The sequence below is a fragment of the Caballeronia sp. ATUFL_F1_KS39 genome (genome assembly GCF_023630985.1).
In the GTDB taxonomy this organism is placed as follows: domain Bacteria; phylum Pseudomonadota; class Gammaproteobacteria; order Burkholderiales; family Burkholderiaceae; genus Caballeronia; species Caballeronia zhejiangensis.
On sequence record NZ_JALQDZ010000035.1, the window covers coordinates 396574 to 422724 of the forward strand.

General features: G+C 63.4%; 22 protein-coding genes. 13 read left to right on the plus strand and 9 right to left on the minus strand.

All coding sequences use genetic code 11. The annotated features are described in order from the left end of the window. The 6 genes from NCR93_RS17025 to NCR93_RS17050 all read left to right on the plus strand — a co-directional run bounded on the left by NCR93_RS17025 (position 1) and on the right by NCR93_RS17050 (position 8907). Positions 1-927, plus strand: coding sequence for a cation diffusion facilitator family transporter (locus tag NCR93_RS17025; RefSeq protein WP_175979332.1), 927 nt, complete (start codon positions 1-3; stop codon positions 925-927). A gap of 145 nt (positions 928-1072) precedes the next feature. Beyond that, on the plus strand, positions 1073-3628 hold the full coding sequence (locus tag NCR93_RS17030; protein WP_175979333.1) for a mechanosensitive ion channel domain-containing protein: 2556 nt from the start codon (positions 1073-1075) through the stop codon (positions 3626-3628). A gap of 98 nt (positions 3629-3726) precedes the next feature. Further along, positions 3727-4809 carry a purine-nucleoside phosphorylase gene (locus NCR93_RS17035; RefSeq protein ID WP_033536139.1) on the plus strand — a complete coding sequence of 361 codons (1083 nt, stop codon included), beginning with the start codon at positions 3727-3729 and terminating at the stop codon, positions 4807-4809. Positions 4810-5347: 538 nt separating this feature from the next. Next, positions 5348-5665, plus strand: coding sequence for a flagellar transcriptional regulator FlhD (gene flhD / locus NCR93_RS17040; protein ID WP_008353371.1), 318 nt, complete (start codon positions 5348-5350; stop codon positions 5663-5665). 18 nt (positions 5666-5683) lie between these two features. Next, a complete protein-coding gene (gene flhC, locus NCR93_RS17045) occupies positions 5684-6355 on the plus strand; it encodes a flagellar transcriptional regulator FlhC (RefSeq protein ID WP_008353370.1) in 672 nt (223 codons plus the stop codon). A gap of 164 nt (positions 6356-6519) precedes the next feature. Further along, complete coding sequence (locus NCR93_RS17050) at positions 6520-8907, plus strand: DNA polymerase II (protein ID WP_175979334.1); 2388 nt, start codon at positions 6520-6522, stop codon at positions 8905-8907. 9 nt (positions 8908-8916) lie between these two features. Here the strand turns inward: NCR93_RS17050 and NCR93_RS17055 are convergent, their stop codons facing one another. After that, positions 8917-9921, minus strand: a complete 1005-nt coding sequence (locus NCR93_RS17055; RefSeq protein WP_008353368.1) for a hypothetical protein — start codon at positions 9919-9921, stop codon at positions 8917-8919. Positions 9922-10165: 244 nt separating this feature from the next. Between NCR93_RS17055 and NCR93_RS17060 the strand changes: the two genes are divergently transcribed. Then, a complete protein-coding gene (locus tag NCR93_RS17060) occupies positions 10166-10405 on the plus strand; it encodes a hypothetical protein (protein ID WP_008353367.1) in 240 nt (79 codons plus the stop codon). Between the two features lie 9 nt (positions 10406-10414). Here NCR93_RS17060 and NCR93_RS17065 read toward each other — a convergent pair whose 3' ends face one another. Then, positions 10415-10696 (minus strand): hypothetical protein, encoded by a 282-nt coding sequence (locus tag NCR93_RS17065; protein WP_175979335.1) that lies wholly within the window; start codon positions 10694-10696, stop codon positions 10415-10417. Between the two features lie 288 nt (positions 10697-10984). On the opposite strand from NCR93_RS17065, the gene NCR93_RS17070 reads away from it, so the two are divergent. Then, entirely contained in the window at positions 10985-12370 is a 1386-nt protein-coding gene (locus NCR93_RS17070) for a glycosyltransferase family protein (protein ID WP_008353366.1), read from the plus strand. 7 nt (positions 12371-12377) lie between these two features. On the opposite strand, the gene NCR93_RS17075 is transcribed toward NCR93_RS17070, so the two are convergent. Both NCR93_RS17075 and NCR93_RS17080 read right to left on the minus strand, forming a co-directional pair. After that, positions 12378-12788, minus strand: coding sequence for an HPF/RaiA family ribosome-associated protein (locus tag NCR93_RS17075; RefSeq protein WP_008353363.1), 411 nt, complete (start codon positions 12786-12788; stop codon positions 12378-12380). Between the two features lie 94 nt (positions 12789-12882). Beyond that, positions 12883-13764 carry a LysR family transcriptional regulator gene (locus NCR93_RS17080; RefSeq protein WP_008353361.1) on the minus strand — a complete coding sequence of 294 codons (882 nt, stop codon included), beginning with the start codon at positions 13762-13764 and terminating at the stop codon, positions 12883-12885. 123 nt (positions 13765-13887) lie between these two features. Here NCR93_RS17080 and NCR93_RS17085 point away from each other — a divergent pair, with 123 nt between their 5' ends. Together NCR93_RS17085 and NCR93_RS17090 are read left to right on the plus strand one after the other, a co-directional pair. Continuing rightward, positions 13888-14673: a TerC family protein gene (locus NCR93_RS17085; RefSeq protein WP_008353360.1), complete on the plus strand. Its 786-nt coding sequence runs from the start codon at positions 13888-13890 to the stop codon at positions 14671-14673. A 122-nt stretch (positions 14674-14795) separates the two neighbouring features. Then, positions 14796-16202 carry a S8/S53 family peptidase gene (locus tag NCR93_RS17090; protein ID WP_175979336.1) on the plus strand — a complete coding sequence of 469 codons (1407 nt, stop codon included), beginning with the start codon at positions 14796-14798 and terminating at the stop codon, positions 16200-16202. Here the strand turns inward: NCR93_RS17090 and NCR93_RS17095 are convergent. Then, entirely contained in the window at positions 16187-17785 is a 1599-nt protein-coding gene (locus NCR93_RS17095; RefSeq protein ID WP_175979337.1) for a Na+/H+ antiporter, read from the minus strand. The genes NCR93_RS17090 and NCR93_RS17095 overlap by 16 nt on opposite strands. Before the next feature lie 135 nt (positions 17786-17920). Here NCR93_RS17095 and NCR93_RS17100 point away from each other — a divergent pair, with 135 nt between their 5' ends. Both NCR93_RS17100 and NCR93_RS17105 read left to right on the plus strand, forming a co-directional pair. After that, the gene (locus NCR93_RS17100; RefSeq protein ID WP_008353357.1) at positions 17921-18145 is read left to right on the plus strand and encodes a hypothetical protein; all 225 of its coding nucleotides are present in this window, start codon (positions 17921-17923) and stop codon (positions 18143-18145) included. 110 nt (positions 18146-18255) lie between these two features. Further along, positions 18256-20094, plus strand: coding sequence for a glycoside hydrolase family 15 protein (locus NCR93_RS17105; RefSeq protein ID WP_175979338.1), 1839 nt, complete (start codon positions 18256-18258; stop codon positions 20092-20094). A 44-nt stretch (positions 20095-20138) separates the two neighbouring features. Here the strand turns inward: NCR93_RS17105 and NCR93_RS17110 are convergent, their stop codons facing one another. The 4 genes from NCR93_RS17110 to NCR93_RS17125 all read right to left on the minus strand — a co-directional run bounded on the left by NCR93_RS17110 (position 20139) and on the right by NCR93_RS17125 (position 24502). Further along, positions 20139-21080: an ABC transporter substrate-binding protein gene (locus NCR93_RS17110; protein ID WP_008353355.1), complete on the minus strand. Its 942-nt coding sequence runs from the start codon at positions 21078-21080 to the stop codon at positions 20139-20141. A 65-nt stretch (positions 21081-21145) separates the two neighbouring features. Continuing rightward, positions 21146-22177 (minus strand): ABC transporter permease, encoded by a 1032-nt coding sequence (locus NCR93_RS17115; protein WP_008353353.1) that lies wholly within the window; start codon positions 22175-22177, stop codon positions 21146-21148. A 30-nt stretch (positions 22178-22207) separates the two neighbouring features. Continuing rightward, complete coding sequence (locus NCR93_RS17120) at positions 22208-23719, minus strand: sugar ABC transporter ATP-binding protein (RefSeq protein ID WP_175979339.1); 1512 nt, start codon at positions 23717-23719, stop codon at positions 22208-22210. Positions 23720-23773: 54 nt separating this feature from the next. Beyond that, positions 23774-24502, minus strand: a complete 729-nt coding sequence (locus NCR93_RS17125; protein ID WP_175979340.1) for a GntR family transcriptional regulator — start codon at positions 24500-24502, stop codon at positions 23774-23776. A gap of 159 nt (positions 24503-24661) precedes the next feature. Between NCR93_RS17125 and NCR93_RS17130 the strand changes: the two genes are divergently transcribed. Next, positions 24662-25975, plus strand: a complete 1314-nt coding sequence (locus NCR93_RS17130) for an L-fuconate dehydratase (RefSeq protein ID WP_175979341.1) — start codon at positions 24662-24664, stop codon at positions 25973-25975. Positions 25976-26151 lie beyond the last annotated feature (176 nt).

Sequence of the window (26151 nt, forward strand, 5' to 3'; positions counted from 1 at the left end):
ATGAAGGAAGAATCCCCGAAAGCCATTTTCTACGCGCTCGCCGCGAATTTCGGCATCGCCGTCTGCAAGTTCGGGGCGGCTGCCTTCACCGGCTCGGGCGCGATGTTCGCCGAAGCCATCCATTCCACGGCCGATTGCGGCAACCAACTGTTGCTGCTCTTTGGCCTGAAGCGCGCGCAGGCGCCCGCGAACGCGCTGCATCCGCTCGGCTCGGGGCGCGAAATCTATTTCTACGCGCTCATCGTCGCGCTGCTGCTGTTCTTCGTCGGCGGAGCGTTCTCGGTGTACGAGGGCGCGCATCGGTTGATGCATCACGAGCCGTTGTCGAACCCGATCGTCGCGCTCGTGATTCTCGGCATCTCCGTCGTGCTCGAAGCCTTTTCGCTCGCGGGCGCGATCCGCGAAATTCGCAAGGGCGCGCCGAACAAAACCTTATGGCGATGGTTTCGCGAAACGCGCGAATCGGAATTGCTCGTCGTCGCCGGCGAGGACGTCGCGGCGCTGCTCGGCCTTGCGATCGCGTTCGCCGCCGTGCTCATGACGATGCTCACCGGCAACCCGGCCTACGACGCCGCCGGCTCGATCGGCGTCGGCGTGCTGCTGATGATCATCGCGTTTCTCGTTGCGCGTGAAGTGAAGTCGATGATCGTCGGCGAATCGGCGAGCCCGGAAGTACGCAAGGCGATCGACGCGCACTTGCGCACGCGCCCGGAAATCACGCGCATCATCAGCCTCATTACGCTGCAATGGGGCAAGCACGTCGTGGTGGCAGTGCAGGCCGAAATGATCGATTACGCCAGCGGCCGCGCGATGATCGATGCGATCAACATCATCGAAGACGATCTGCAGCGCGCCTTTCCGCAAGTGCGCTGGGTGTTCTTCGAACCCGACGTAGCACGCGATCGCGGCGAGCCGACGGCCGCCTGAGGCGAGGGCAGGCCAGGAGCGCGGCGTGCTACGGCTTTCAGGGTCGTCCGGGACCGCTCCTGCCGCGCGGACGTCATCGCGCTAGCATATGGCGTGCGCGTCGTCCGCATCGAGTCCCTGAAATTCTGTGATCTTCATCCGACCCATGCGCAAATTGCTCCTTGCAGTGCTGCTCGTCGCCGTGGCGAGCGTTCTCCCGATCTTTTCCCAGTCCTCCTTTGCCGCAGCCGCTTCCCCGCAGCACGCGTCGCAGCCGGCGGTCGCGCTGACGCCGCAGCAGGCGCGCGATGCGCTTGCCGTGCTCAACGATCCCGCGCGCCGTTCGCAAGTCGCGGATACGTTGCGCGCGATCGCCGCGGCAGGCGCGCTGGCCGCGCCCGCGAGCGCGCCGCAGGCGGCATCGTCCGCGGCGCCGGCATCGGGCGCATCGGGCGTGCTCGCGCATTCGTTGACCGCGAATGGGCTCGCGTCGCAATTGTCGCGGCAGGCGGGGCACTGGCTCGTCGAGATCGGCGCGGGGCTGCGGCATTCGACCGTCGCGCTGCTCGATTTCGGCTCCGTGATTTCGTGGTGGCGCGACCGTACGTCGAGCGACGCGGGGCGCGCGCTCATCGGCCATGTCATGTGGACCGTGCTGGCCTCGCTGATTCCCGCGTTGCTGCTCGAATTCTTGTGCTTGCGCCTGCTGAAGCGCCCGCGCGCCCGGATCGCGGCACGCGGCGTCGCCGATGCTGAGGAGCAGGATCCCGACCTCGTGCGCGAACAGCACGCCGCCGAGCGCGCGGAAGACGCCGCCGCGCAAACCGGCGACGCCACCGCGATGCATCTCGCCGAGCGCAAGGCGGACACCGCGCGCGGCCAGCGTCACGCCGCGCGTCACTGGACGCTGTTGCAGCGCCTGCCGAGCGCGCTCCTGTACGGCTTGCTGTCGCTGGTTCCGCTGATCGTGTTCATCGGCGTGGTGACGTTGCTGATGTCGATCTTCATCGACGACAACACGGCCGAGGCGCGCGTCGCGGGCTCGCTCATCGACGTCTATCTGGCGTGCCGCGCCGTCGTGATCGTGAGCGGCTTTTTCGTCGCGCCGCGTGCGCCCGGACTGCGCCTCATCCAGATGCGCGATGCCGCCGCCGCGTACACGCATCGCTGGGTGCGGCGCATCGTGTGCACCGCGGGCGCGGGCATCGCGCTCGCCAATGCCGGCGAACCGATCGGCCTGTCGGGCGATGCGCGCATCGCGGTGCTGAAGGTCACGCTGCTGATCGTGCATCTGATGATCGCATTCGTGATCTTCCAGAGCCGCAATTCGGTGGCGGAGCGCATCCGGCAGCGCGCGCGTTCAAACCGCTCGGTGAGATTGGTCGGCGCGTGGTTCGCCGATATCTGGGCGGGCGTCGCGATCTTCTTCGTGATCGCGCTGTGGTTCGTGTGGGCGCTCGACGTGCAGAACGGCTACCGCACGCTGTTTCATCTCGGCGGCGTGTCCTTGCTCGTGCTGGTCGGCGCGCGCGTGCTCGCGATCGTCGCGTTCGGCGCGCTCGGCCGCGTTTTCCATCAGAACGACGAAGAGGATCTCGCCGGCGAGTCGATCGCGCGGCGTCGCGCGTATCGCTATTACCCGGCGCTGCGGCGCATCGTGCAGGCGCTGATTTCCGTCATCACCGTGGTCGCGCTGCTGCAGGTGTGGCACGTCGATATCGTGCATTTCTTCACGTCGGGCGGCGTCGGCAACCGGCTCGCGTCGGCGCTCGTCACCATCGTGATCGCGGCCGTGTTCGCCGTGCTCGTGTGGGAAGCGGCGAACATCGTCGTCGAACGGCGGCTCGAACAATGGACCGCGAGCGGCGAGCGTCTGCGCGCCGCGCGCCTGCGCACGCTGCTGCCGATGATGCGTACCGGCCTTTTCATCGTGATCGCGATGGTCGTCGTGCTGACGGGCCTTTCGGAACTCGGCGTGAACACCGCGCCTTTGCTCGCGAGTGCGAGCATCTTCGGCGTGGCGCTCGGCTTCGGCTCGCAGAAGCTCGTGCAGGATCTCATCACAGGCATCTTCCTGCTGATGGAAAACGCGATGCAGGTCGGCGACTGGGTGACGCTCGCGGGCGTGTCGGGCACGGTCGAATATCTGTCGATTCGCACGGTGCGCTTGCGCGGCGGCGACGGCTCGCTCTACACGGTGCCGTTCAGTTCGGTCTCGACGGTGAACAACACGAATCGCGGCATCGGCAATGCAGCGGTGCGCGTCTCGATCGCACTCGGTCAGGACGTCGATCTCGCCATTTCGACGCTGAAGGAAATCGGCGCCGCCTTGCGTGACGACGAAGCGTTCCGCGACGGCATTCTCTCCGACTTCAGTTTCTGGGGCGTCGATGCCGTCGACGGCTCGACCGTCACGCTCGCCGGCCAGATCCAGTGCCGCGACAGCGCGCGCTGGCCGGTGCAGCGCGAGTTCAACCGGCGCATTCTCAACGAGTTCACGGCGCGCGGCATCGAGATCGCGAATCCGCAGCGCAACTTCGTGATCGTGAACGGCGGCAATCAGGAAGGCGGCCCGGAAGGCGTTCAGGACGCGGACGAGGCGGGCGCGGATCAGCGCGGCGAGCCGTCGAAGGCCGCGCAGCATCCGACGGGCGAGGCGGCGGGTTCGGCGAACGTCGCGTCGAACGCGCCGCCGCCGCGGTCATCGCAAAGCGGCACCTGAGTTTTCGGTTAGCGCTCCTATAATCGTGCGGGTTGACCGCGCCCTGGCCGGGCGTGGTCTTCTTTCGAAGGTCGAACCCTTACGAGGATCCGCTCGCCATGAGAAAACTCCGCGCGTCACGATCGATAAAGCTCAGAAAAACCGCCTGTGCGTCACTGTTCGCCGCCGGCCTCGCGACCCTGACAGGTTGCGCGTTCGCCCAGCCATCCGATGACAGCGGCCCCGAAGGCGGCCGCCACGTCAAAGTGATGATCGTCACGATGTTCGGCCCCGAAGGCCAGGTCTGGCTCGACAAGCTCGGTCCGTGGCAGGCGATCAAGGTGCCGGGACTGTCGCCGGATTATCCCGAGGTCAATTGCAATCGCGACGATGTCTGCGTCATCACGACGGGCATGGGTCACACCAACGCGGCCGCGTCGATGATGGCGCTGGCATTCTCCGACCGCTTCAATCTGCGGCACACGTATTTTCTCGTCGCGGGCATCGCCGGTATCGATCCGAAGCAGGGCACGGTCGGCTCGGCAGCCTGGGCGAAGTATCTCGTCGATTTCGGCATTCAATGGGAACTCGACGCGCGCGAGAAGCCCGCCGACTGGCCTTCGGGTTTCCTCGGCATCAACACGAAAAGTCCGTACGAGAAACCGCCGCTCGACTATCGGACGGAGGCGTTCGCGCTCAATGCATCGCTTGCGGATGCGGCCTTCGCGATCTCGCGCAACGTCACGCTCTCGGACAGCGATCAGGCGAAAGTCGCGCGCGCGAAATTCAACTACGCGCCGGCCAACCAGCCGCCGCGCGTGATCCAGTGCGACACGCTCGCCGGCGATACGTGGTGGTCCGGCAAATATATCGGCGAGCGGGCGAGGGAGTGGACGCGCCTCCTGACCGACGGGCGCGGTGTCTATTGCACGACGCAGCAGGAAGACAACGCGACGTACGAGGCGCTCAAGCGCGCGGCGAGCGTGAAACGGGTGGATCTGTCGCGCGTGGCGGTGCTGCGCGCCGGATCGGACTTCGACCGGCCGTACGAAGGGCAAGCCGCTTCGGACAATCTGCTCAATTACGCCGATCAGGGCGGCTTTGCGCCGGCCATCGAAAACCTGTATCGAACGGGCAATCCATTCATACAGGAGGTTGTTACACATTGGGGCGCCTGGCGCAAAGGCATCCCGCAAAAGTAACGCCACGGCGTTACAAAGCCGGTAACAAGGCCATGTTTCTGGCAGTAACAACTCTGTTACTGCGACCAAGTAACTATTACCTAACCTGCCGCGGATCGGTAATCGCCGATTTCGCGGCATTTTTTTGCTCTTTCACGTCCGATGAATGGCGAATAAAAGCTGGGTCTTGGCGTCAACGGAATCCCGTAAATGCCCGTTATATGGCGCGGAAGGCGATTATCAAGATAAAAACGAAGCCGCGCCGGGCGGACCTCGCAAACGTTAGACAAATACGCACCGGATCAAAGAATCGGTCAAATTCTCCAGACCGAAAAAATTACCGACCTAAAGTGTTGTTTGCAACAAAATATTATTGAGACACTCTTGCGTTAGGTTCAGACTGTTCTTAGAATCCGTCTCACAGTGGTTGTTACAAGATGTAACGCACTGAAACAAAGATTACGCAGTACGTAGCCGGGCAGAACGCGTCCGGTGAGGCACAAAAAAGACATCGGCAAAAAGCCGGCGGGAAATCGGGGATTTACTGGAAGTTGCAACCATGAACGGTCGCGAAACGCTGGAATCGATCCGGGAAATCAATTTGTCGTACATCATGCTCGCGCAGCGTCTGCTGCGCGAAGACCGCGCCATCGGCATGTTCCGGCTCGGTCTGTCGGCGGAACTCGCCGATCTGCTGTCGGGCCTCACGCTCGCACAGGTCGTCAAGCTCGCGTCGTCGGATAACCTGCTTTGCGCATTCCGCTTCAACGATCACACGATGCTGTCGGCCTTGGTGCAGCCCGCGAAGAACGCGGACATCGCGCCGACGCACGCGGCAATCCTGCTGGCTGGCCAGCCGGCCGAACAGTTCGCTTAAGTGATGACGGAGCGAGCCATGCTGAAGAAGAGCCTCACTGAAGACGCCCAGGAAGTGTTCCGCGCCATCGCGCTGATCGAGCTCGGCGCGCGCATGCAAGTGCTGGAGAGCGAACTCACGCTCTCGCGCGATCGCATGATCCGCCTGTATCGCGAAGTGAAGGGCGTGTCGCCGCCGAAGGGCATGCTGCCGTTCTCGGCCGACTGGTACATGACGTGGCTCGCCAATATCCACGCATCGCTTTTCTATAACACCTATACGTTCCTGAAGAACGAAGCCGGCTGTTCGCATCTCGATGCGTTGACCAAGGGGTATCGGCTGTATCTCGAGCACTGCAACCATAGCGGCGCCGAGGCGGTACTCGATCTTACGCGGGCCTGGACTCTTGTGCGCTTCTTCGACGCGGGCATGCTGCAGATGACGGCTTGCTGCCGCTGCACCGGGAAGTTTGTCGCACACAAACATGATTTGCAGAACAACGTGGTGTGCGGGGCCTGCCAGCCGCCGTCACGCGCGGGGAAGACCAAGAAAGCGGCGGCCGCGAAACAGGCCAGCAAAGAAGCCGCGCTGGAGGTAGTGATGTCGAAGAACGAAGTGCCGGAGCATGCGGAGCACACGGTACTCGCTAACGTAGCGGCAGTAGCGGCGTTACAGCCGCAACGAGCTAGCCTGGTCGCACAGGCTGCTTAGGCGGTAGCGGCCGCCGGCTTTCCTTCCGGGGACTGTCCGCGAGGATGGTGGATGTCCGGCTCGCCGCTACCGCGTTTTACTTCCCGCCCGTTTTCCCGAATCGATAGCCCGGCGCCGATTGGCGTGCCGGGCTTTTTTGTTTTGCCGCCCAGTAAAATGCTTCGATGGCACGCGCTCTCGAAGATAACGGCTTGGCTACCGCACAACAGGGTTTTCTGCTGACTCGTCACTGGCGCGACACCGCGGCAGGGACGGAAGTCGATTTCTGGCTCGCGACCGACGACGGCCCGAGAAAGATCCGCATCGCGACGCAGACGAGCGTCGCGTTCATTCGCGCCGAAGATTGCGCGAAGGCGGAGCCTGTCGTCGCCGGCGTGCGCGACACGTACCTGCGCGAGCTGCCGCTCAAGGACTTCCGTCAAAAGCCGGTGCTCGGGCTTTACTGCCCGCAGTATCGTCAGTTACTCGCGCTCGAAAAGAACCTGAGAAGCGCCGGCGTCAATGTCTTCGAGGCCGATATCCGTCCGCACGAGCGCTATCTGATGGAGCGCTTTATCACGGCGCCGGTGTCGTTCGAAGGCGCGCCGCGCGACGGTTACATTTGCAGCGAACTGAAGCCCGCGCCGGATTACCGGCCGTCGCTGAGCGTCGTGTCGCTCGATATCGAAACGAGCGTGAAGGGCGATCTCTATTCGATCGCGCTCGAAGGCTGCGGCGCGCGTCAGGTGTACATGCTCGGACCGCCGACCGGCGCCGCCGAGCCAGCGGATTTCGCGCTCGACTATTGCGACACCCGCGCCGACATGTTGCGCCGCTTCAACGCGTGGATCGCGCATCACGATCCGGACGCGATCATCGGCTGGAATGTCGTGCAGTTCGACTTGCGCATCCTCCAGCGGCACGCCGACGACTACGGCGTGCCGCTTACGCTCGGCCGCGACGGCGGCACGGTCGAATGGCGCGAGCACGGCATGAAGCGCAATCACTGGTTCGTGTCGATCGCGGGCAGGCTCGTCATCGACGGCATCGAGGCGCTGCGTTCGGCGACGTGGAATTTTCCGTCGTTCAGCCTGGAGTACGTCGCGCAATCGCTGTTGGGCGAGGGCAAGGCCATCGACAGTCCGTACGCGCGCATGGACGAGATCGAGCGGCGCTTTCAGGAAGACAAGCTCGCGCTCGCGCGTTACAACCTGAGCGACTGTGAACTCGTCACGAAAGTTTTCGACAAGACCGAACTGCTGCCGTTTTTGCTGGAGCGCGCGACCGTCACCGGTTTGCAGGCGGATCGCAGCGGCGGATCGGTCGCGGCGTTCACGCATCTGTATATGCCGCGGATGCATCGGCTCGGCTATGTCGCGCCGAATCTCGGCGACGTGCCCGAGGAAGCCAGTCCCGGCGGCTTCGTCATGGATTCGCGTCCCGGTCTCTACGATTCCGTGCTCGTGCTCGATTACAAGAGCCTGTATCCGTCGATCATCCGCACGTTTCTGATCGATCCGGCCGGGCTCGCGCAAGGCATGGCGGCTTCCGACGAGACCGCCACGGTCCCCGGCTTTCGCGGCGCGCGATTTTCACGCGACACGCACTGTCTGCCCGCGATCGTCGCGCAAGTGTGGGAAGCGCGCGAAGCGGCGAAGCGTCAGCGCAACAAGCCGCTGTCGCAGGCGCTGAAGATCATCATGAATTCGTTCTACGGCGTGCTCGGATCGAGCGGCTGCCGCTTTTTCGATCCGCGTCTCGCGTCGTCGATCACCATGCGCGGTCACGAAATCATGCATCGCACGCGCGAGCTGATCGAAGCGCGCGGCTACGGCGTCATCTACGGCGATACGGATTCCACTTTCGTCTGGCTGAGGCGCGCGCGCAGCGAGGAAGACGCGGGGCGCATCGGCCGCGCGCTCGTCGCGCATGTCAACGAATACTGGCGCGAGCATTTGCGCGAGACCTTCGGGCTCGACAGCGCGCTCGAATTGCAGTTCGAAACGCATTTCACGCGTTTTCTGATGCCGACGATCCGCGGCACGGAAGAGGGCAGCAAGAAGCGCTACGCCGGCCTCACGACGCGCGCCGACGGCACCGAGGAAATCATCTACAAAGGGCTCGAAACGGTGCGCACCGACTGGACGCCGCTCGCGCAACGCTTCCAGCAGGAGCTTTACCTGCGCGTATTCAAGGGTGAGGCATACGCGGACTACGTGCGCGAGTACGTCGGACGCACGCGGCGCGGCGAGCTGGACGAACTGCTCGTCTATCGCAAGCGCCTGCGCCGCACGCTCGGCGACTATCAGCGCAATGTGCCGCCGCATGTGCGCGCCGCGCGCATCGCCGATGAGTACAACGCGCGTGCCGGACGCCCGCTGCAATATCAGAACGGCGGCTGGATCAGCTATGTGATGACGGCGGCCGGTCCCGAACCGGTGGAAGCGCGCCACGCGCCGATCGACTACGAGCACTACGTCAGCAAGCAGCTTCAGCCGGTCGCGGACGGCATTCTGCCTTTCCTGCGCGACGATTTCACCGCGCTGATGTCCGGTCAGAAAGAGCTGTTCTGAGTTCCGAGTCTAGAAACGCACGCCGAAACCCGCTTCGATGATGTCCGCATCGCGGTCGTAACGCGTGACCATGCGATTCCACGTCACGCGCGCGAGCCATCGATCCGAGAAGCGGTAACTCGCCGACACCGATACGAGACCGGAGAAGCGTCCGTCGCCGGTGCGGTTCTGCGCCAGATCGTCGTTCTGCGTAATCGACAGATACGGCCCCGCGCCGACGCCGAGCGTCAGCTTGTCATTCAGGAACGCGCGCGTCGCCCAGAGTTGCGCGGCAACGCCGTCGCGGCGCGACTGGACGTGGCCGCCTTCGTGCAGATACGACGCGGTGAAGTCGAAGTAGCGCCACAATCCGCGCCGATATTCGATGCTCTCCGCCAGATTCGTTTCCGAGTCGGGACTGTTGAGGATCGTCGTGCCGAGCATCACCGTGACTTCGTTGTTGGTGACGTTGGTCGTGCGCGACACGGGGCGCGCGCGCGGTCCGCGTCCTTCGGGCGCGTCGAGCTGATAGCCGATGCCGAAGAGCAGCGCGGTCGTGTCGGGACCGCCGAATGCCTGCACGCGATTGAGCTTCATCTCCGCGATCCAGCGGTTGTCGAAGTAATACGCCGCGCGCAGCGTGAACATCGCGCCCCAGCCGTGCGTGTTCGAGTATTCGCCGCCCGACTGCGCCTCGCTCGTATCGAAATAGCGATACGGCCCGGCGCCCGCCGACAATTCCAGCCGCTCGTTCCATAGCGGCAGGCGTCCCCATAACTGCAGCGCCTGCCCGTCACGGTGATGATCGGGAATATGGCCCTCGTTGAGCCAGGAAAAGCTCCAGGCAGCGTAAGGCCCGAGCCCTTCACGATAATTCGCTTCCCACGAATACGTGTTCTGGCTGCTGCTCTGGAGTGCGCCAGCCAGAAACGAAAATTCCTGCGAGTGAGCCGCGCTGCTCGCAATGCCGAGTAGCGCGAAAGCGATCGCGCGAAGGGCCGTTCTGCAATGTCGTTCGTTCTGGGTTCTTGTCATCGGCGAGGTCGGATTCGGAAGGTTCCGGCAACTTTCGTGCGGTCTGTTTCGATGCAGGATACAGACTTAGGAAAACTCCCGCAAAATTCTGACTAATTCCTATTTCCACCGACGGTAAGGTGAAACGTTTGCGCGGAACAATCGCTCGGCATGCGTTCGCAGCCACTCACACGCGGGGTTACGCGTTTCGCGGACCTTGCGTAGATTGAGTTCTCCCAGTGCATTCAGGCAAACGAGGTCAGCGATGGACTCCACCCCAATCGAATATCGAGGCTGTGAGCTTTCGGTCATCGTCCAGCATCGGGCTGGAGAATTCGTCGCGACGCTTCTGATCGAGCGGCCGGGCGGCGTGCGGCGCGCGATCGGGCCGATGCGCGCGTTTGCGACGGCGCAGGCCGCCGCGAACTTCGCGTTCGAATGCGGCAAGGCGGAACTCGACGGCGCATCCGCGATGCGCGCGCCGCGCGTCGCGGTGTCGGGCTGATGCCGTCGCTCAGGCGCCGCTCGTGCGCGGCTCGCCCGAAGTCGCCGCCGCGGCGCCGTCCGGCGTCGCCGGATGCCGCGCGCGATACACCACGAGCGCGCACACGCTGACCGCAGCGATCGCGACCGGCCCGGCTACCGCTTCGAAAATGCGCGGCGGCAACCAGGGCGCGCCGAGCATCGCGCCGCCCGTGCCGGTGCCCGTCACAAAGAGCGCACTCAGCGACAGCCACGCGAGCGCCGGTTTCCCCGCGAGATGTCCGAACGACGCGAGACTCGACGTCGCGCACACGAACGCCGCCGCGAGCAGCTACTGCGGATTGACAAGAACACGCGCAATAACAAGAACACGCGCAATAACAAGAACACACGCAATAACAAGAACACGCGCAATAGCATCGCTGACCGCGCCGTCGACCCGTCTCAAGAAATGCTGAGAATCGGCCTATTCCTAGGGGCAATCCGCTGATTTGACGCAATAATTTACAAATCCACGAGACGGGCCGGATAAGCTCGGATGTTCCATCCGGGCGGGTCGTCCGTATCTGCTCGCTTTCCGTCTTCCGACTGTTGAACCGCCATGGTGACTCTGGTTAGCTGTTTCTCCGATCGCAACGCGACATCATCGCTCGACAATCACATCGAATATTGCCGGCGCGCGAACGCGAAGCATCGTTTCGAGCCGATATCCGGCTGCGTCGATTCGCTCGAATTGCGCACGCTCTACAAATACCAGTTGCTGAACGACGTACTGCGGGAGGCCGAAGAGGGCGAACTCGTCATTTTCGCCACGGAAAACGCGTTGTTCCTCCGCTTTCACGACTTCGAGCCGATCATGGCGGACCGCGACGTCCTGGTCACGAAAGGGCATTTCGGCATTAACACCGAGATGTTCGTGCTGCGAAACAATGAAGAGAACCGGCGCATGATTCGTGGCTTCGCCGCGCAATGCCGCAAATACTTCGAATACGGCAAGTTCGTCACGGAAGAGGAACTGCTCGAAGCCCTGCCGACCGTGCCCGACTGGGACGACCTGAACGGCGTGGTGCCGATCGCTTCGATGTGGGCGAGCCAGCATCCGGATATTCGTGGCCGCGAAGTCGTCGCGGTGTCGATCGTCTACACGCCGCGCCTTTACAGCAAGTACGGGCCGCTGTGGCGCGCGGTGTTCGCGCGGCATGTGAGCGCGTGTCACGCGTCAGGCGATCTTCGCTTTTTCGACGATGCAGCGCCGATGTCGAGCGATTCGAACGAGCCGCTTTCGGTGTATCAGCCGGGACGTCCGATCGCGGTCGTGATGCTCTATACGCCCAACATCGCGAGCTATGCGCGCTTCGGCGAAGCGAGTCTGCGTGCGTACTGCGAGCAGCACGGTTATACGCTTTACGTGCATCGCGAAGTGCCGGCCGATTTCGGCCGCGATGCGTGCGGCAACTGGGCCAAGCCTTTTCTTCTCAGCAAGTACCTGCCGCAGCACGAATGGGTTTTCTGGATGGACGCGGACATCATCGCGATGAACCGGAGCGTGAAACTGGAGAAGTTCACCGAAGGGCGCGAACGCGTGCTGACCGCGGACATCTGCGGCTGGCGTTTCAATTCGGGCGTAATGGGCTTTCGCAACACCGAGGCGAATACGAACGTGCTCGACGCCGTGCTGGCGAAGGTGCGCGAGATCGAGGACATCCAGTACACGTTTTCGAGTCAGGGCGACCAGTATGTGTTCATGGAGCAACTGATCGCGCACGGTCTGTGTCCCGAGATGGATTCGCCCGAACTCGTGAGCTTTCGCGAACTGAACACGCCCTGGTATTACGCGGACCGGAACACGTTCCTCTGTCACTTTCACGGCCTGAGCACCGAGATGCGGGCGCTGTTCATGTCGATGGATTCGGTGCCGGAAGGCGGCTTCGAAGCCATCGAACATGCGGCGCCGCGCACGCCGCTCCTGATCCGCAAACCCGCGTGATCGCGGCTTACGCGCCGGCCATCTTTCTCATCAGGCGCACGCGGGGATCGACTGCTTCCTGCAGCGCCGGCTCCTCCGCGAAATGCCAGGCGAGGCTGCGCGCACGCACGCGGCGCGTCGGCTTGACGTGCTGACGCCGGCGCACCAGCGAGCGCACGGCGCGCCCCAGCGCCAGATCGATGGCTCCGCGCCAGTCGCGCGCAATCGACGTCGCGACGACCTTGTTTTCCCGATTCAACTGCACTTCCACCTGACAGCGCTTGTCGACGCCGCCGCGCGGCCCGTTGATGTCCGACAAGCTGACGGTCGCCTTCGAGATCAGCCACGCGAGACGGCGAAAGACGAATTCGCTGCGCGCTTTCGCAAGCTCGTGCATCGCAATGGCTTCGGGGTCGCGGGACTTGAACAGGACTTTCATTGACGCCTCCTCGTTGAACATGGATTCAGCGTAAAGGCCGGTCGCGATCCGAAAAAGCAGATTGAACGGAACGTGAGCTTCGAAAAAACCGAAGTTAGCTCGTGGCTCGCGCAAGCACCTGCTGAGTCAACGGATGATGCCGTCCGCGCCGCGACACGATCGCGTGCACTTCCTCTTTCACGTCCGGCGAGCGGCCGAGCCAGCGCAGTCCGCGCAACAGCGGCGCATCGCCCGCGCCGAATTCCGCGAGCGGAAACACCCCGAGGCCGCGCGCGCCGAACACGGCCATCAGCGCACTGTCCTCGAATTCGCCGACGATGCGCGGCGCGATGCCTTGCGCCTCCAGCCATCGATCGAGCCTTGCCCGCAGCGACGAATGGCCGGTCGGCAAAAGAATGGGCAGCGACGCGAGACTTTCAGGGAAACGATCGATCGCGCTCTTGCGCACGATCGAAGCCGGCCCGTACCAGTCGACCGGCGAGGCGATCAGCCGCTCGCTCGTGAGACGCAGATTGTGATTGTGCGGCGCGGGGTGGCTCGCGAGCACGAGATCGAGCCGATGCAGCGCCAGTTCGCCGAGCAGTTCGTCGGTCTCGCCTTCGTGACACAGAAGACGCAGCGACGGATTGCCGAGCACTGGCGCGAGCAGCGCGTGCGCAGCAAGCTTCGAAATGCCATCCGACAGGCCGACCGCGAGACGCGCGAGCGCGCCGCTCGCCGCCTCGCGCACTTCGTCCTGAATCGACTGCCCGATATGAAAGATTTCCTCCGCACGCGCGAAGGCCACCTGTCCCGCTTCGGTCATCGTGACGCCGCGGCCTTCCGGCTTGAGCAGTTGATGCCCGAGCGATTTTTCCAGCTCACGCACTTGCGCGCTGATGGTTTGAACCGCCATGTCGAGCCGTTCCGCTGCGCGCGCGAACCCGCCTTCCTTCACGACAACCCAGAAATAATGCAGATGACGATAGTTGAGCATGTGCCGTGCGTCCTTTTCGATACATCGAAAAAACCGAAGTAGGGCTTCGATTATCGCTGATTTTTTCGAGTACGAGTTCAGCCGATCATGGCGCGATACGTTCAATCAAAAACCCTGTTACTCATGGAATATCTCCTTTCGCTCGCCGCCGATCCCGCCGTCTGGGCCGCGCTCGTCACGCTGATCGTGATGGAAGTCGTGCTCGGCATCGACAATCTCGTCTTCATTTCCATTCTCAGCAACAAGCTGCCCGTGGCGCAACGCGCGCGCACGCAGCGCATCGGCATCATGCTCGCGCTCGTCATGCGGCTCGCGCTGCTCGGCACGGTCGCGTGGATCGCGCAACTGACCACGCCGGTGTTCTCCATGTTCGATCATGCGTTCTCGTGGCGCGACATCATCCTGCTCGCGGGCGGCCTGTTCCTCGTCTGGAAGGCGACCACGGAGATGCGTCATCACGTCGGACGCGAGCACGATGTCGTGCCCGGCGTCGCGTCGAGCGTCGGCGGCATGACGGCGTGGGCTGCGATCGGCCAGATCCTGCTGCTCGATCTCGTGTTTTCCGTCGACAGCATCATTACGGCGGTCGGCATGACCGAGCATCTGCCGATCATGTTTATCGCCGTCATCTTCGCCGTCGCGACAATGCTGTTCGCCGCGCAACCGCTGTCGCGTTTCATCGAACGCAATCCGACGGTCGTGACGCTCGCGCTCTCGTTCCTGCTCGTGATCGCGATGACGCTGATCGCCGAGGGTTTCGGCACGCACGTGCCGAAGGGCTACATCTACGCGGCGATGGGCTTCGCGGGATTCGTCGAAGGTTTGAACCTGCTTGCAAGGCGCGCGAAGGGCAAGCGCGAGGCGAGCGTTCCCGCGCGTAATTCCGCTTGCTTCTCGTCGTCCGAGTGACTACGTTATTCGTTAGCGAACGTCTAGATTCTTTCGGTTCCCGAAATAACCAACCGACGAATTCGCGCGCGTCGCGGCCATGGCGACCAATCGTCGGCGGAATGCAGGCGACAGGAGCGAAGATGAGCCCGCATTGGGAGATCGGCACGGTGAGCGAAGCGTTCGAGCCCATCGCGCGGATCGATCCATACATCGTGTGGGCGCACGCGACGCGCTATCGCGATCTCGGCGGCATGCCGCGCGGCCGAATTCCCATCGCCATCGAGATGAAGCAGGGCGGCGAGACCGCGCAGCAGTTCGCGCAGACGATCGAGCGTAACGGCTGGCAACGCTGGATCTGGATGTCGGCGCTCTATCGCGATCCGCCCGCGGGGCTCGAAGCGACGCGCTTCTGCACGGCTCACGTGACGCGCGAATTCTTCGCGCATCTGAACACCGATCTCGCGGGCAAGTTCGAGCGCTTCACGGAGGCGCTGGCGATTCCAACGCACGTCGATGCGCGTACGGAACGCGTGCCTGCCGATCATGCACCGATGCGCGAAGGGCTGGGCAATGCGATCGTCGGCGTGTGCGATGAAGATATCGCGTTCACGCATCCGCGATTCTCCGAGGATGCAAACGGAACGCGCACGCGCTTTCAATGCTTCTGGAATCAGAACGATCCCGCCGACTCCGCAGCCGGGCTCGGTTACGGAAGCGAGCTGCTCAAACATCAGATGGACGCGCTTCTGGGCGACGCGCGCCTTCATGCGGAAGCGGCGGGCGCATGCATGTACGATCCGTCGCGCACGCAATCGACAGCCGATTGCGACGCGCCCTTGCCGATGATCGGCGTGCAACTCAAACGACGCTATCGCACGATGCGCGACGCGTTCGGCCCTTGCCCCGATGCGGAAGTACTCGACGCCGTCCGCTATGTCGTGCAGCGCGCGCAGGACATCGGCAGTGCGGCGTGTCATGCGCTCGTCAGTCTGAATATCGGCAATGTCGCGTGGCAGCAGGACGGCAGCTCGCTCATCGAATGCGCGCTCGACGAACTGATGGACAGCGGCGCATGCTCGGTCGTGCTTCCCTCCGGCAATGTCGACTTGTCGCGCTGTCGCGGTGCATCGACGCTCGCGGAGCGCGCGGAATCGGAGTGGCGCTGGCGCGTGCGCGCGCATTCCGAATCGCCGAGTCTCGCGGAAATCTGGCTGTCGACCGATGATGGAACGCCTGGCGTCGACGTGCAGATCGTGCCGCCCGACGACGTCGCGAGTGCATGGATCGGGCTCGGCAACGTCGGCACGTTTACGCGCGGCGGCGATCCCGTGTGCACCGTCGTGCATCTCGGGCGCGGCGCGCGCGGCGAAGGGCACATGATCCTCGTCGCGCTCGCGCCGACCGCCACGCGCAGCGGCGTGCGCCGCGCGACCGCGGGCGAGTGGCTCATCCGCCTGAGGAACAACGCGCGCGCGACCGTCACGGCCTATGCGTGGATGCAGTGCGACGAAACATGGGCGCGCGATCCTGCTCAACCGCGCGCATGAAGCGCGATGATCTCCTGAAGATCGAGGTCGTGCTCCAGCGAATGCAGAAGCTCGTCGTGGATTTCCCCCGCGCGATGCATCCGCAGCAACTCCGTGCGCCCGGCGGCAATCGCGGCGAGCACGACGTCGTAGTGCGCGTGGCGGGCATCCGTCGGGAACTCCTCCATGTCCTCGAAGCGCTTCGTGAGTCCCGCGCGATACGTGTATTGCTCGAGCAGTCGCGGATGGATCACATTGCCATCGGCGTCGTGCACCAGTGGCTGGATCGCCGCCAGTTGCGCGGTCTCCATGCGCGCCCACGCCTGCGGCTCGCTGAGATGGCGTGACGAGCGCTCGTGACCGCGCGTGAGCGACAACAGCGCGATGAGCGGGCCGATCGTCGCGCCCTGCAGGAGCACGGTGACGAGAATCACCGCGAAGCCGGCAAACACAATCAGATCGCGGCCGGGCATCGTCTCGGGCAACGAAAGTGCGACGGCAAGCGTCACTACGCCGCGCATGCCGGCCCAACTGACGACCGTGGCCGCGCGCCAGTCGGGAACGCCTGCGGCGTCCGCGCGCTTGCGTCCGGTGACAGTCCACGCGAGCCACTTCATCGCCTCGACGCCGAACACCCAGACAAAGCGCGAGAGGATCACGACCGCGATCACCGCCGCCGTCGCGGGTCCGAGGAGAGAGAATGCATCGCCGACGCCGCCGAGCCGCACCGCGATGCCGCGCAGCGACAGTCCGATCAGCACGAACACGAGCGCTTCCAGCACGAACACGACAACCTGCCAGAACGCCGTGCCGCGCATGCGCTGCGCCGCCGTGAACACTTCGTGCTGATGCCAGCCGACGACCATGCCGCACGTGACCGTCGCGATGACGCTCGATACGCCGAGCTCCTCGCCCGCGATATAGCTGACCCACGACGTCAGCATCGACGTGGTGATGACGAGGTAATCGTCCTCGAGCGCGCGCATGAGCTTCACCGCGATGAAGCCCGCGACGATCCCGACGACGATGCCGCCGATCGCCAGCCCCGCGAAGCTCGCGACGGCGCGTGGCGCGCTGAACACGCCGCTCATCGCGGCCACGAGCGCGAAGCGGAAGAGCACGAGGCCGGCGGCGTCGTTGAGCAGGCTTTCGCCTTCGAGCAGCACCATCAGCCGACGCGGCAGCGCGACGCGCTCCAGCACGGCCTTGGCGGCGACCGCGTCGGGCGGCGAGACGACCGCGCCGAGCGCGAAGCACGCGGCCCAGGGAAGTTGCGGCACGACGAGATGTACCGCGACGCCGACGACGAGCGTCGTGAACGCGACCGCGCCGATCGCGAGCAGCAGAATGCCGCTCAGGTTCCGCTTGAAGTCGTCCCACACGAAGAAGTACGCGCCGTACATCAGGAGCGGCGGCAGGAACACGACGAGCACGAGCTCCGGGTCGAGCTCGAATTGCGGCAGGCCCGGCACGAACGCCATCGCGACGCCGCCGACGAGCAGTGCGGCCGCGGGCGGCAGGCGCACGCGCTTGGCGAGCACTTCGAGCGCGATGATGGCGATCAACGAGACGAGCACCAGATTGAATGCCGTAGCGGCGTGCATGGAATGTCCTCGGATTGTTTGGGATTTTTTTGCGGCAGTGCGCGGCGGCCCACGCAGATGACACGCCTCGCGCTGCTACCATCGACGCGGGACCGGGCCGCGAGCCGGGGTCATCGTATCCGAAAGGGAGGAGTAATGAGACGAAAGTCGTCGGGCGTGGCTGTGGCGGCCGTTCTGGTGGGCGTCGCCGTGGCGGCTGTGGTCTATATCGCGAGCTTCGGCCGTTCGCGTCATGCGGATGCCCCCGTGCCGACGCCTTCCGTGCTCGCCGCGCAAGACGGCGCCGCGAGCGCGGCCGCTTTCGGCGACGCGCCGAAGCATCCGGAGACCGCACCGGGCGACCGGACCGCCGCGCGCTGATTCGCACTGTCTAGCGTTTGTCGCACGCATCGTAGCGGTCGCGTTCGACAGGAATATGACTTGCTCGATCTCCGACGATGTCATTCCACGCTCGTCGGGAGCACTTCGCGATGGGACACCATCCTGAGCAGATTCCACCGGCCGCGCTGCCCGTCGACGGGCGCGGCATGATCGGCAACATGAAGACGGCGGCGCTCGTGTCGCTTTGCGGCGCGATCGACTTCATGTGTTTCCCGCGCATCGACTCGCCCACGGTCTTCGCCGCGCTGCTCGATGGCGATCGCGGCGGCGCTTTCGCCATCACGCCGCGCGCGCCCAACGCGAACGTCAAGCAGATGTATCTTCCCGAAACGAACGTGCTCCTCACGCGTTTCATGACCGGCGACGGCGTGTGCGAGCTGCTCGACCTGATGCCGGTCGCATCGAACGCGACGCGCGCCGATGCGTTGCCGAACTGCGTGCTGCGCATCGTGCGACTCGTCTTCGGACGCATGACGCTCGACGTGCGCTGCGATCCGCGCTTCGATTACGCGCGCGCGAAGCACACGGCCCATGCGGTGGAGAAGGGCGTCGAATTCATGCGCGACGACGGTGCGCCGTCGTTGCGGCTGCGCTCGAATGTGCCGCTTACGATCGACGGCCAGAGCGCATGCGCGACGCTGAATTTGGAAGAAGGCGCTTGCGCCTGCTTCGTGCTCGGCGAGGCCGAAGGGCTCGCCGACATCGACGCGAATCACGACTCGATCCTCACCGAGACCATCGATTACTGGAAGGAATGGTCGTCGCGTTCGACGTATCGCGGGCGCTATCGCGAAGTCGTGCTGCGCTCGGCGTTGACCTTGAAGATGTTGAGTTCGGAAGAATTCGGCGCGATCGTCGCCGCGCCGACCTTCGGCTTGCCCGAGGCGCAGGACGGTTCGCGCCGCTGGGATTATCGCTTCACGTGGATACGCGACGCCGCGTTCTCCGTCTACGCGCTGCTGCGCCTCGGCTACACCGGCGAGGCGGAACGCTTCATGAAGTGGATCGCCGAGCGCAGCCGCGATTGCAGCGCGCACGGCCAGTTGCGTGTGATGTATTCCGTCGATGGCGCCGACGCGCCCGAAGAAAGCGAGCTGAAGAGTCTCGTCGGCGAAGTGCCGGGACGGATCGTGATCGGCAACGGAGCGCGCGAACAAGTTCAGCTCGATGTCTACGGCGCGCTGCTCGATTCCGTCTATCTCTACAACAAGTACGGCGCGGCCATCTCCTACGATGGCTGGCGTCACGTGACGCGCACAGTCGATTACGTCGTCGAACACTGGCGCGAGCCGGACAACGGCATCTGGGAGTTCCGCAACGGCACGCGCGCATTGCTGCATTCGCGTCTGATGTGCTGGGTGACGGTGGATCGCGCGCTGCGGCTTGCAGAAAAGCGCTCGTTGCCCGCGCCGCTTGCGCGCTGGTTCGAAACGCGCGATGAAATCCATCGCGACATTCACGAACAGTTCTGGAACGACGACATCGAGAGTTTCGTGCAGACGCCCGGCTCCGACACGCTCGACGCCTCTGCATTGATGATGCCGCTCGTGCGCTTCATCGGCCCGAAAGATCCGCGCTGGATCGGCACGCTCGATGCAATCGGCCGCGAGTTGCGCGTCGATCCGCTGATCTTCCGCTATACGCGCGGCTCGACGCTCGATGGCTTGCCCGGCACCGAGGGCGGCTTCTCCGCGTGCTCGTTCTGGTATGCGGAGGCGCTCGCGCGCGCCGGACGTGTCGACGAAGGCCGGCTCGTGTTCGAGAAGATGCTCGCCTACGCGAATCATCTCGGGCTCTTCTCGGAGGAAGTGGCGACGAGCGGCGAGGCGCTCGGCAATTTTCCGCAGGCGCTGACGCATCTCGCGCTCATCAGCGCGGCGTATCAGCTCGACAGGAATCTCGATCGCGTGCACGTTCCCTGGACGTGATCGCATGAAGAGAAGAGGACGGGCGCGACCCCGTCCTTTGCCGATCAGTCGTACAGCACGGCGGCGATCTTCGGATCGTTCATGTTGGACTTGTCGTACCAGTAGAAGCCGGTATCGACCTTCTTCGGCAGCTTTTCGCCCTTGAGCGCCTTCATCGCCGAATCGACGACGCACCTGCCGATGCCGACCGGATTCTGCGTGATCGCACCCGCCATGAGGCCCGACATGATGTCTTCCTTCTGCTCCTTGCCCGAGTCGTAGCCAATCAGCACGAGCTTCTTGCCCGATTCCTTGATGCCGATAGCCGCGCCCGCGGCCGAACCTTCATTGGCGCCGAAGATGCCCTTGATGTTCGGATTGGCCTGAATCATCGCCTTCGCGATCTCCGCCGACTTCAGATGATCGCCGCCGCCATACTGCACCGATACGATCTTGATGTTCGGATGCTTGGACTTCATCTGATTGAGGAAGCCGTCGCGCCGGTCGATGCCGGTGCGGCTCGTCTGATCGTGAACGATGACGCCCACTTCGCCCGCATTGCCGATGGCTTCGGCCATCTTGTCGGCGGCGAGCGCGGCGGCGGCGAGATTGTCGGTGGCGCAGGTGGTGAGCGGAATGTCGCTATCCACGCCCGAGTCGAATGCGATCACCGGAATCTTCTGGTTCTGCGCCCGCTTGAGCAGCGGGACGGCGGCCTTGCTGTCGAGCGCGGCGATGCCGATCGCCTGCGGCTTCTTCGCGAGCGCTGCGGAGAGCATGTCGATTTGCTTGTCGACCATCGCTTCGGTTTCGGGGCCTTCGAACGTGATGCGCGCTTTCTGCTCTTTCGCGGCCTGTTCCGCGCCCGATTTCACGGCTTGCCAGAACTGATGCTGGAAGCCTTTCGATATCAGCGGAATATACGGCTCGTCCGCATACGCGGCGCTCGTTGCGCCGACGAGCGCGCCCGCTCCGATCAGTGCGCCGATGATTCTTCTTTTCAGCATGATGGATCTCCTCCAAAGGTCAGGTTATCGATTTGTGCTCGCCGTGCGAGCTTTGATGCTCCCTGTCACGCTCCGCCTTTCTTGCGCCGCAGAATGTCCGCATACACCGCGAGAATGATGATGAGGCCGGTCACGACGATCTGCCATTCCTGAGCGACCGACATGATGCGCAAGCCGTTGGTCAGCACGCTCATGATGAACGCGCCGATGATCGTGCCGAGTATCGTTCCCGAGCCGCCCGATAGCGACGTGCCGCCGATGACGACCGCCGCGATCGCATCGAGTTCGTAGCCTTGTCCGAGCGCGGGCTGCGCCGAATTCAGCCGCGAGGCGATAAGCAGTCCGGCGATGCCGCAAATCGCGCCGCCCAGACCGTAGATGGCGATCTTCCATCGGTCCACGTTCACGCCCGAAAGACGCACCGCTTCCTCGTTGCTGCCGAGCGCGAACGTATAGCGCCCGAGCGCGGTGCGATTGAGCGTGATGGCGCTCGCAATCGCGAGAAAGAACAGGATCAGCACCGCGTTCGGAATCGGCACGCTCGGCAGGAAATAACCGATCAGCGAGTCCTGCGAGATCATGTAGAAGTTTTCGGTGTCGGTGAAGTAGATCGGCTTGTCGGACGCGACGACGAGCGATAAGCCCTTCAGCAGCATCATCATGCCGAGCGTCGCGATGAAGGGCGGGATCTTCATCTTCGCGGTCAGCGTGCCCGAGATGGTTCCGCATATCGCGCCGGTGACGATCGCGGCGATCACGCCGATCCACATCGGCAAATGCCAGTAGGTGAGGAACACGCCGCATATCACTGCGGTGAAGGTCATCAACGTGCCGACGGACAAGTCGATGCCGCCCGTGATGATGACGAACGTGGCCGCGATCGCGAGCACGCCGTTGACCGCCGTCGCCTGCAGGATGCCGAGGATGTTGTCCATCTGCATGAACGCGGGCGACGCGAAGCTGAAGAACGCCAGCAGCAAGATGAGGCTCGCGAACGCCAGCAGCTTCTGCAATGCAGTAGGCGAAAACACGCGCGCGCGCAGGCCGCCAATGCGTCGTTCGTTGGTGAGCGGCGCGGTATCCGTGGGTTGTGTCATGAGTTGACCTCGTGTGTTCGAAAGTCCGGCTTATGCCGCTTGCAAAGATTCGCGCCGCGTCGCGAGCTGCATGATGCGCTCTTGCGTCGCTTCGCCCGATGACAGCTCTCCGGTGATGCGCCCCTCGCACATCACGACGATGCGATCGCTCATGCGCAGCACTTCCGGAAGCTCCGACGAAATCATCACGATGGCCTTTCCTTCCTGCGCCAGCGCGCGCAACAGCTTGTAGATCTCGCTCTTCGCGCCGACATCGATGCCGCGCGTCGGCTCGTCGAAGAACAGCACGTCGCAATCGCGCTCGAGCCACTTCGCGATGACGATCTTCTGCTGATTGCCGCCCGAAAGCAGGCGCGCGGGCTGAGTAGGCGAGGGCGTGCGGATCGCGAGCAGCTTGATGAAATGCGCGGCCGTCTTGCGAATCTTCGCGCGGCGCAGGAACATGCGGCCCGCGAGAAACTTGCCGAGGTTCGACATCACGATGTTCGATTCGACGTCCATGCCCGTTGCGAGACCGAAGCGCTTGCGGTCTTCCGACAGGTAGCCGATGCCGCGCTTCACCGCATCGCTCGGCTTTCTGATCGCGGCCTTCGCGCCTTTGACGAAAATCTCTCCTGATTCCACCGGGTCCGCGCCGAACACCGCGCGCGCGACTTCGGTGCGACCCGCGCCCATCAGGCCGGCGAAGCCGAGGATTTCACCGCGATGCAACTTGAAACTGACGTCCCGTACCAGCGGCCCGGCGTTCAGATGACGCACCTCGAGCGCCACTTCGCCCTGATGCGCGCCGCCGAGAAACGACGTGAGGTCGGTGAGCGTTCTGCCGACCATCATGCCGATGATCGTCTCGACGCTCGTCTCATGCGTGTTCACGGTCGCGACATATTCGCCGTCGCGCATCACGGTCACGCGATCGGAAATCTGCTTCAACTCGTCCATCTTGTGCGAGATATAGACGATGCCGACACCGCGCTCCTTCAATTGCCGGATGATGCGAAACAGCTCGGCGATTTCCGCATCGTTGAGCGCGGAAGTCGGCTCGTCCATGATGAGCACGCGCGATTCGAAGGACAGCGCCTTGGCGATCTCGACCATCTGCTGGCTCGCGACCGTGAGCGTGCCGACGACAGTGCGCGGATCGAGATTCACATGCATGCGTGCGAGAATCGCGCGGGCGTCGTCGTTGAGCTTGTCTTCGTCGAGCAACAAGCCCATGAGCTTGCGAGGCTCGCGGCCGATGAAGATGTTCTGCGCGATCGTCAGATGATTCATCAGTTGCAGTTCCTGATGAATGATGCCGATGCCCGATGCCTGCGCCTCGCGTGGACTCGTGAAGTCGACCGGCTTGCCGTCGACGAACATGTCGCCGGAATCGCGCGTGTACACGCCCGCGAGAATCTTCATGAGCGTGGACTTGCCCGCGCCGTTTTCGCCCATCAACGCATGGACCTCGCCCGGCATGACGTCGAAGCGCACTTCATGCAGCGCGCGCACGCCCGGAAAGCGCTTGCTCAACTGATTGACGGAGATGAGGGGTGTCATGGATGTGGCATGAATGCTCGGTTTCGTTGGACCTGTCATACGTGCGTCGAACGGCTATGGCGCGAACTGGTCGGGCCGTTCCTGCGCCGAACGGCGCAATTCCGCGACGACCTGATCGAGATGATCGTGCATCGCCTTCGCGGCAGTGTCGGCGTCGCCGCTGCGAATGGCGTCGAAGATGCGTTCGTGTTCATCGAGCGTATGGACGAGGCGCTCCGGACTCGCGAGAAGCTGTCTCGCGCGATCGAGCGCGCTGCGCGACACGGCGACGATCTCCTTCACGCGCGGCAGGTTGATCGCGTCGAGCAGGATTTCGTGGAAGGCGAGATCGAGCGTATGGAAGGCGAGACGCTGATCGGTCTTCAGCATCATCCGTTGCTGTTCGAGATTGAGCGCGAGCGCGTCGAGCGTCGCGGCCTCGCGAATGCGGGCGACGCCGCGCACCGTCTCGACTTCGAGCGCGCTGCGAATGAACAGATGCTGATGAATGTCTTCGAGCGCGATGGGCTTCACGCGCGTGCCGCGCTGCGGCAACACTTCGACAAGACCTGCGTGCTCGAGCCGGGCCAGCGCGGCGGAAACCGGAAATCGCGAGACGCCCATGCGCTCGCAGACGGCCAGTTTGTCGATCATCATCCCGGGCTCCAGCGCGAGCGTGACGATAGCTTCCCGCAACGCTGCCTCGACTGCATCGGTCAGGCTGCCGCGTTCGCCGCTGCCGATCTTGTGCAGTGCATCATAGGGAGTGCTGACGGTCGTCGCTGTATCGAGAGACGTGTTCACCGGCGCTTGATTTTCGAGATGGATGCTAGCATGCTAGAAAGCATCGACGGCGTTGTCAACGCGTGCATATGCCTAGTTCGAAGATTGGGACGTAGCGACTTTTTCATCGGTTAAATCGCAGACTCGACTTGGTCGACGACGCTTTCGGAGGGCGTTCATATGACAACGATCACCAGGCTGTCCGTGAGGGACATTCGCTTTCCCACATCGCGTTCGCTCGATGGCTCGGATGCGATGAACGCGGCGCCGGACTATTCCGCTACCTACGTCACGCTCGAAACCGATTCACCGGAAGGGCACACGGGCCACGGCCTGACGTTCACGATCGGCCGTGGCAACGAGATCTGCGTGGCGGCCGTGAATGCGCTGGCGCCGCAAATCGTAGGGAAGAAGCTCGCGGACATCACCGCGAACATGGGTGCGTTCTGGCGTGAATTCACGTCGGATAGCCAGTTGCGGTGGATCGGCCCGGACAAGGGCGCGATCCATCTCGCGACGGCCGCGGTCGTCAACGCGGCATGGGACCTGTGGGCGAAGTCGGAGGGCAAGCCGGTGTGGAAGCTGCTCGTCGACATGACGCCGGAAGAGCTCGTGCGTTGCCTCGACTTCCGTTACGTGACCGACGCCATCACGCCGTATGAGGCTATCGCGATTCTGAAGCGTCATGAAAAGACGCGCGGCGAACGTGTGAAGGAAATGCTCGAACAAGGTTATCCGGGCTATACGACGTCGGCGGGCTGGCTTGGCTACGACGACGACAAGATCCGCCGGCTCGCGCGTGAAGGCGTCGCGCAAGGATGGACGCATTTCAAGCAGAAGGTCGGCGGAAACATCGAGGAAGACGTGCGGCGCGCGCGCATCTTGCGTGAAGAGATCGGCGAAAAATCGAAGCTGATGATGGACGCCAATCAGGTATGGGACGTCGACGAAGCCGTGACCAACATGCGACGTCTCGCGGAGTTCAATCCATGGTGGATCGAAGAGCCGACGAGTCCCGACGATGTGCTCGGGCACGCGGCCATCCGCCAGCGCCTGAGTCCGCTGATCGGCGTCGCGACGGGCGAGCACTGCCAGAACCGCGTGATGTTCAAGCAGCTATTGCAGGCCGAGGCGATCGACTTCTGTCAGATCGACAGTTGCCGTCTTGGCGGGCTGAACGAGGTGATCGTCGTGCTGCTGATGGCGGCGAAGTTCGGCGTGCCGGTGTGTCCGCATGCGGGCGGCGTCGGGCTGTGTGAGTACGTGCAGCACATTTCGATCTTCGACTATGTTTGCGTGTCGGCGTCGCTGGAGAATCGCGTGCTCGAATATGTCGATCATCTGCACGAGCATTTTGTCGATCCGGTCGTGATTCGCAATGGGCGATACATGCCGCCGCAGAAACCGGGCTACAGCATCGAGATGAAAGCGGCGTCGCTCGACAAGCATCGCTTTCCGGACGGTGAAGCGTGGCAGGGTTTGAAAAGGAGTTGATGATCGTTTGGGCTACGGGCCGTGCGGGTGATACCGGCGGCTCGTGGCGGCTGACACGCGGTATGGCTGCGGTGTTTCTCACTTGGGACCTACAAACAATGTCAAAGCAAAATTGAAATGTCGTACCACCGGCTAAATACAGATGTCGTGTTTTTGATGTGTGATTGGCTCTGTTT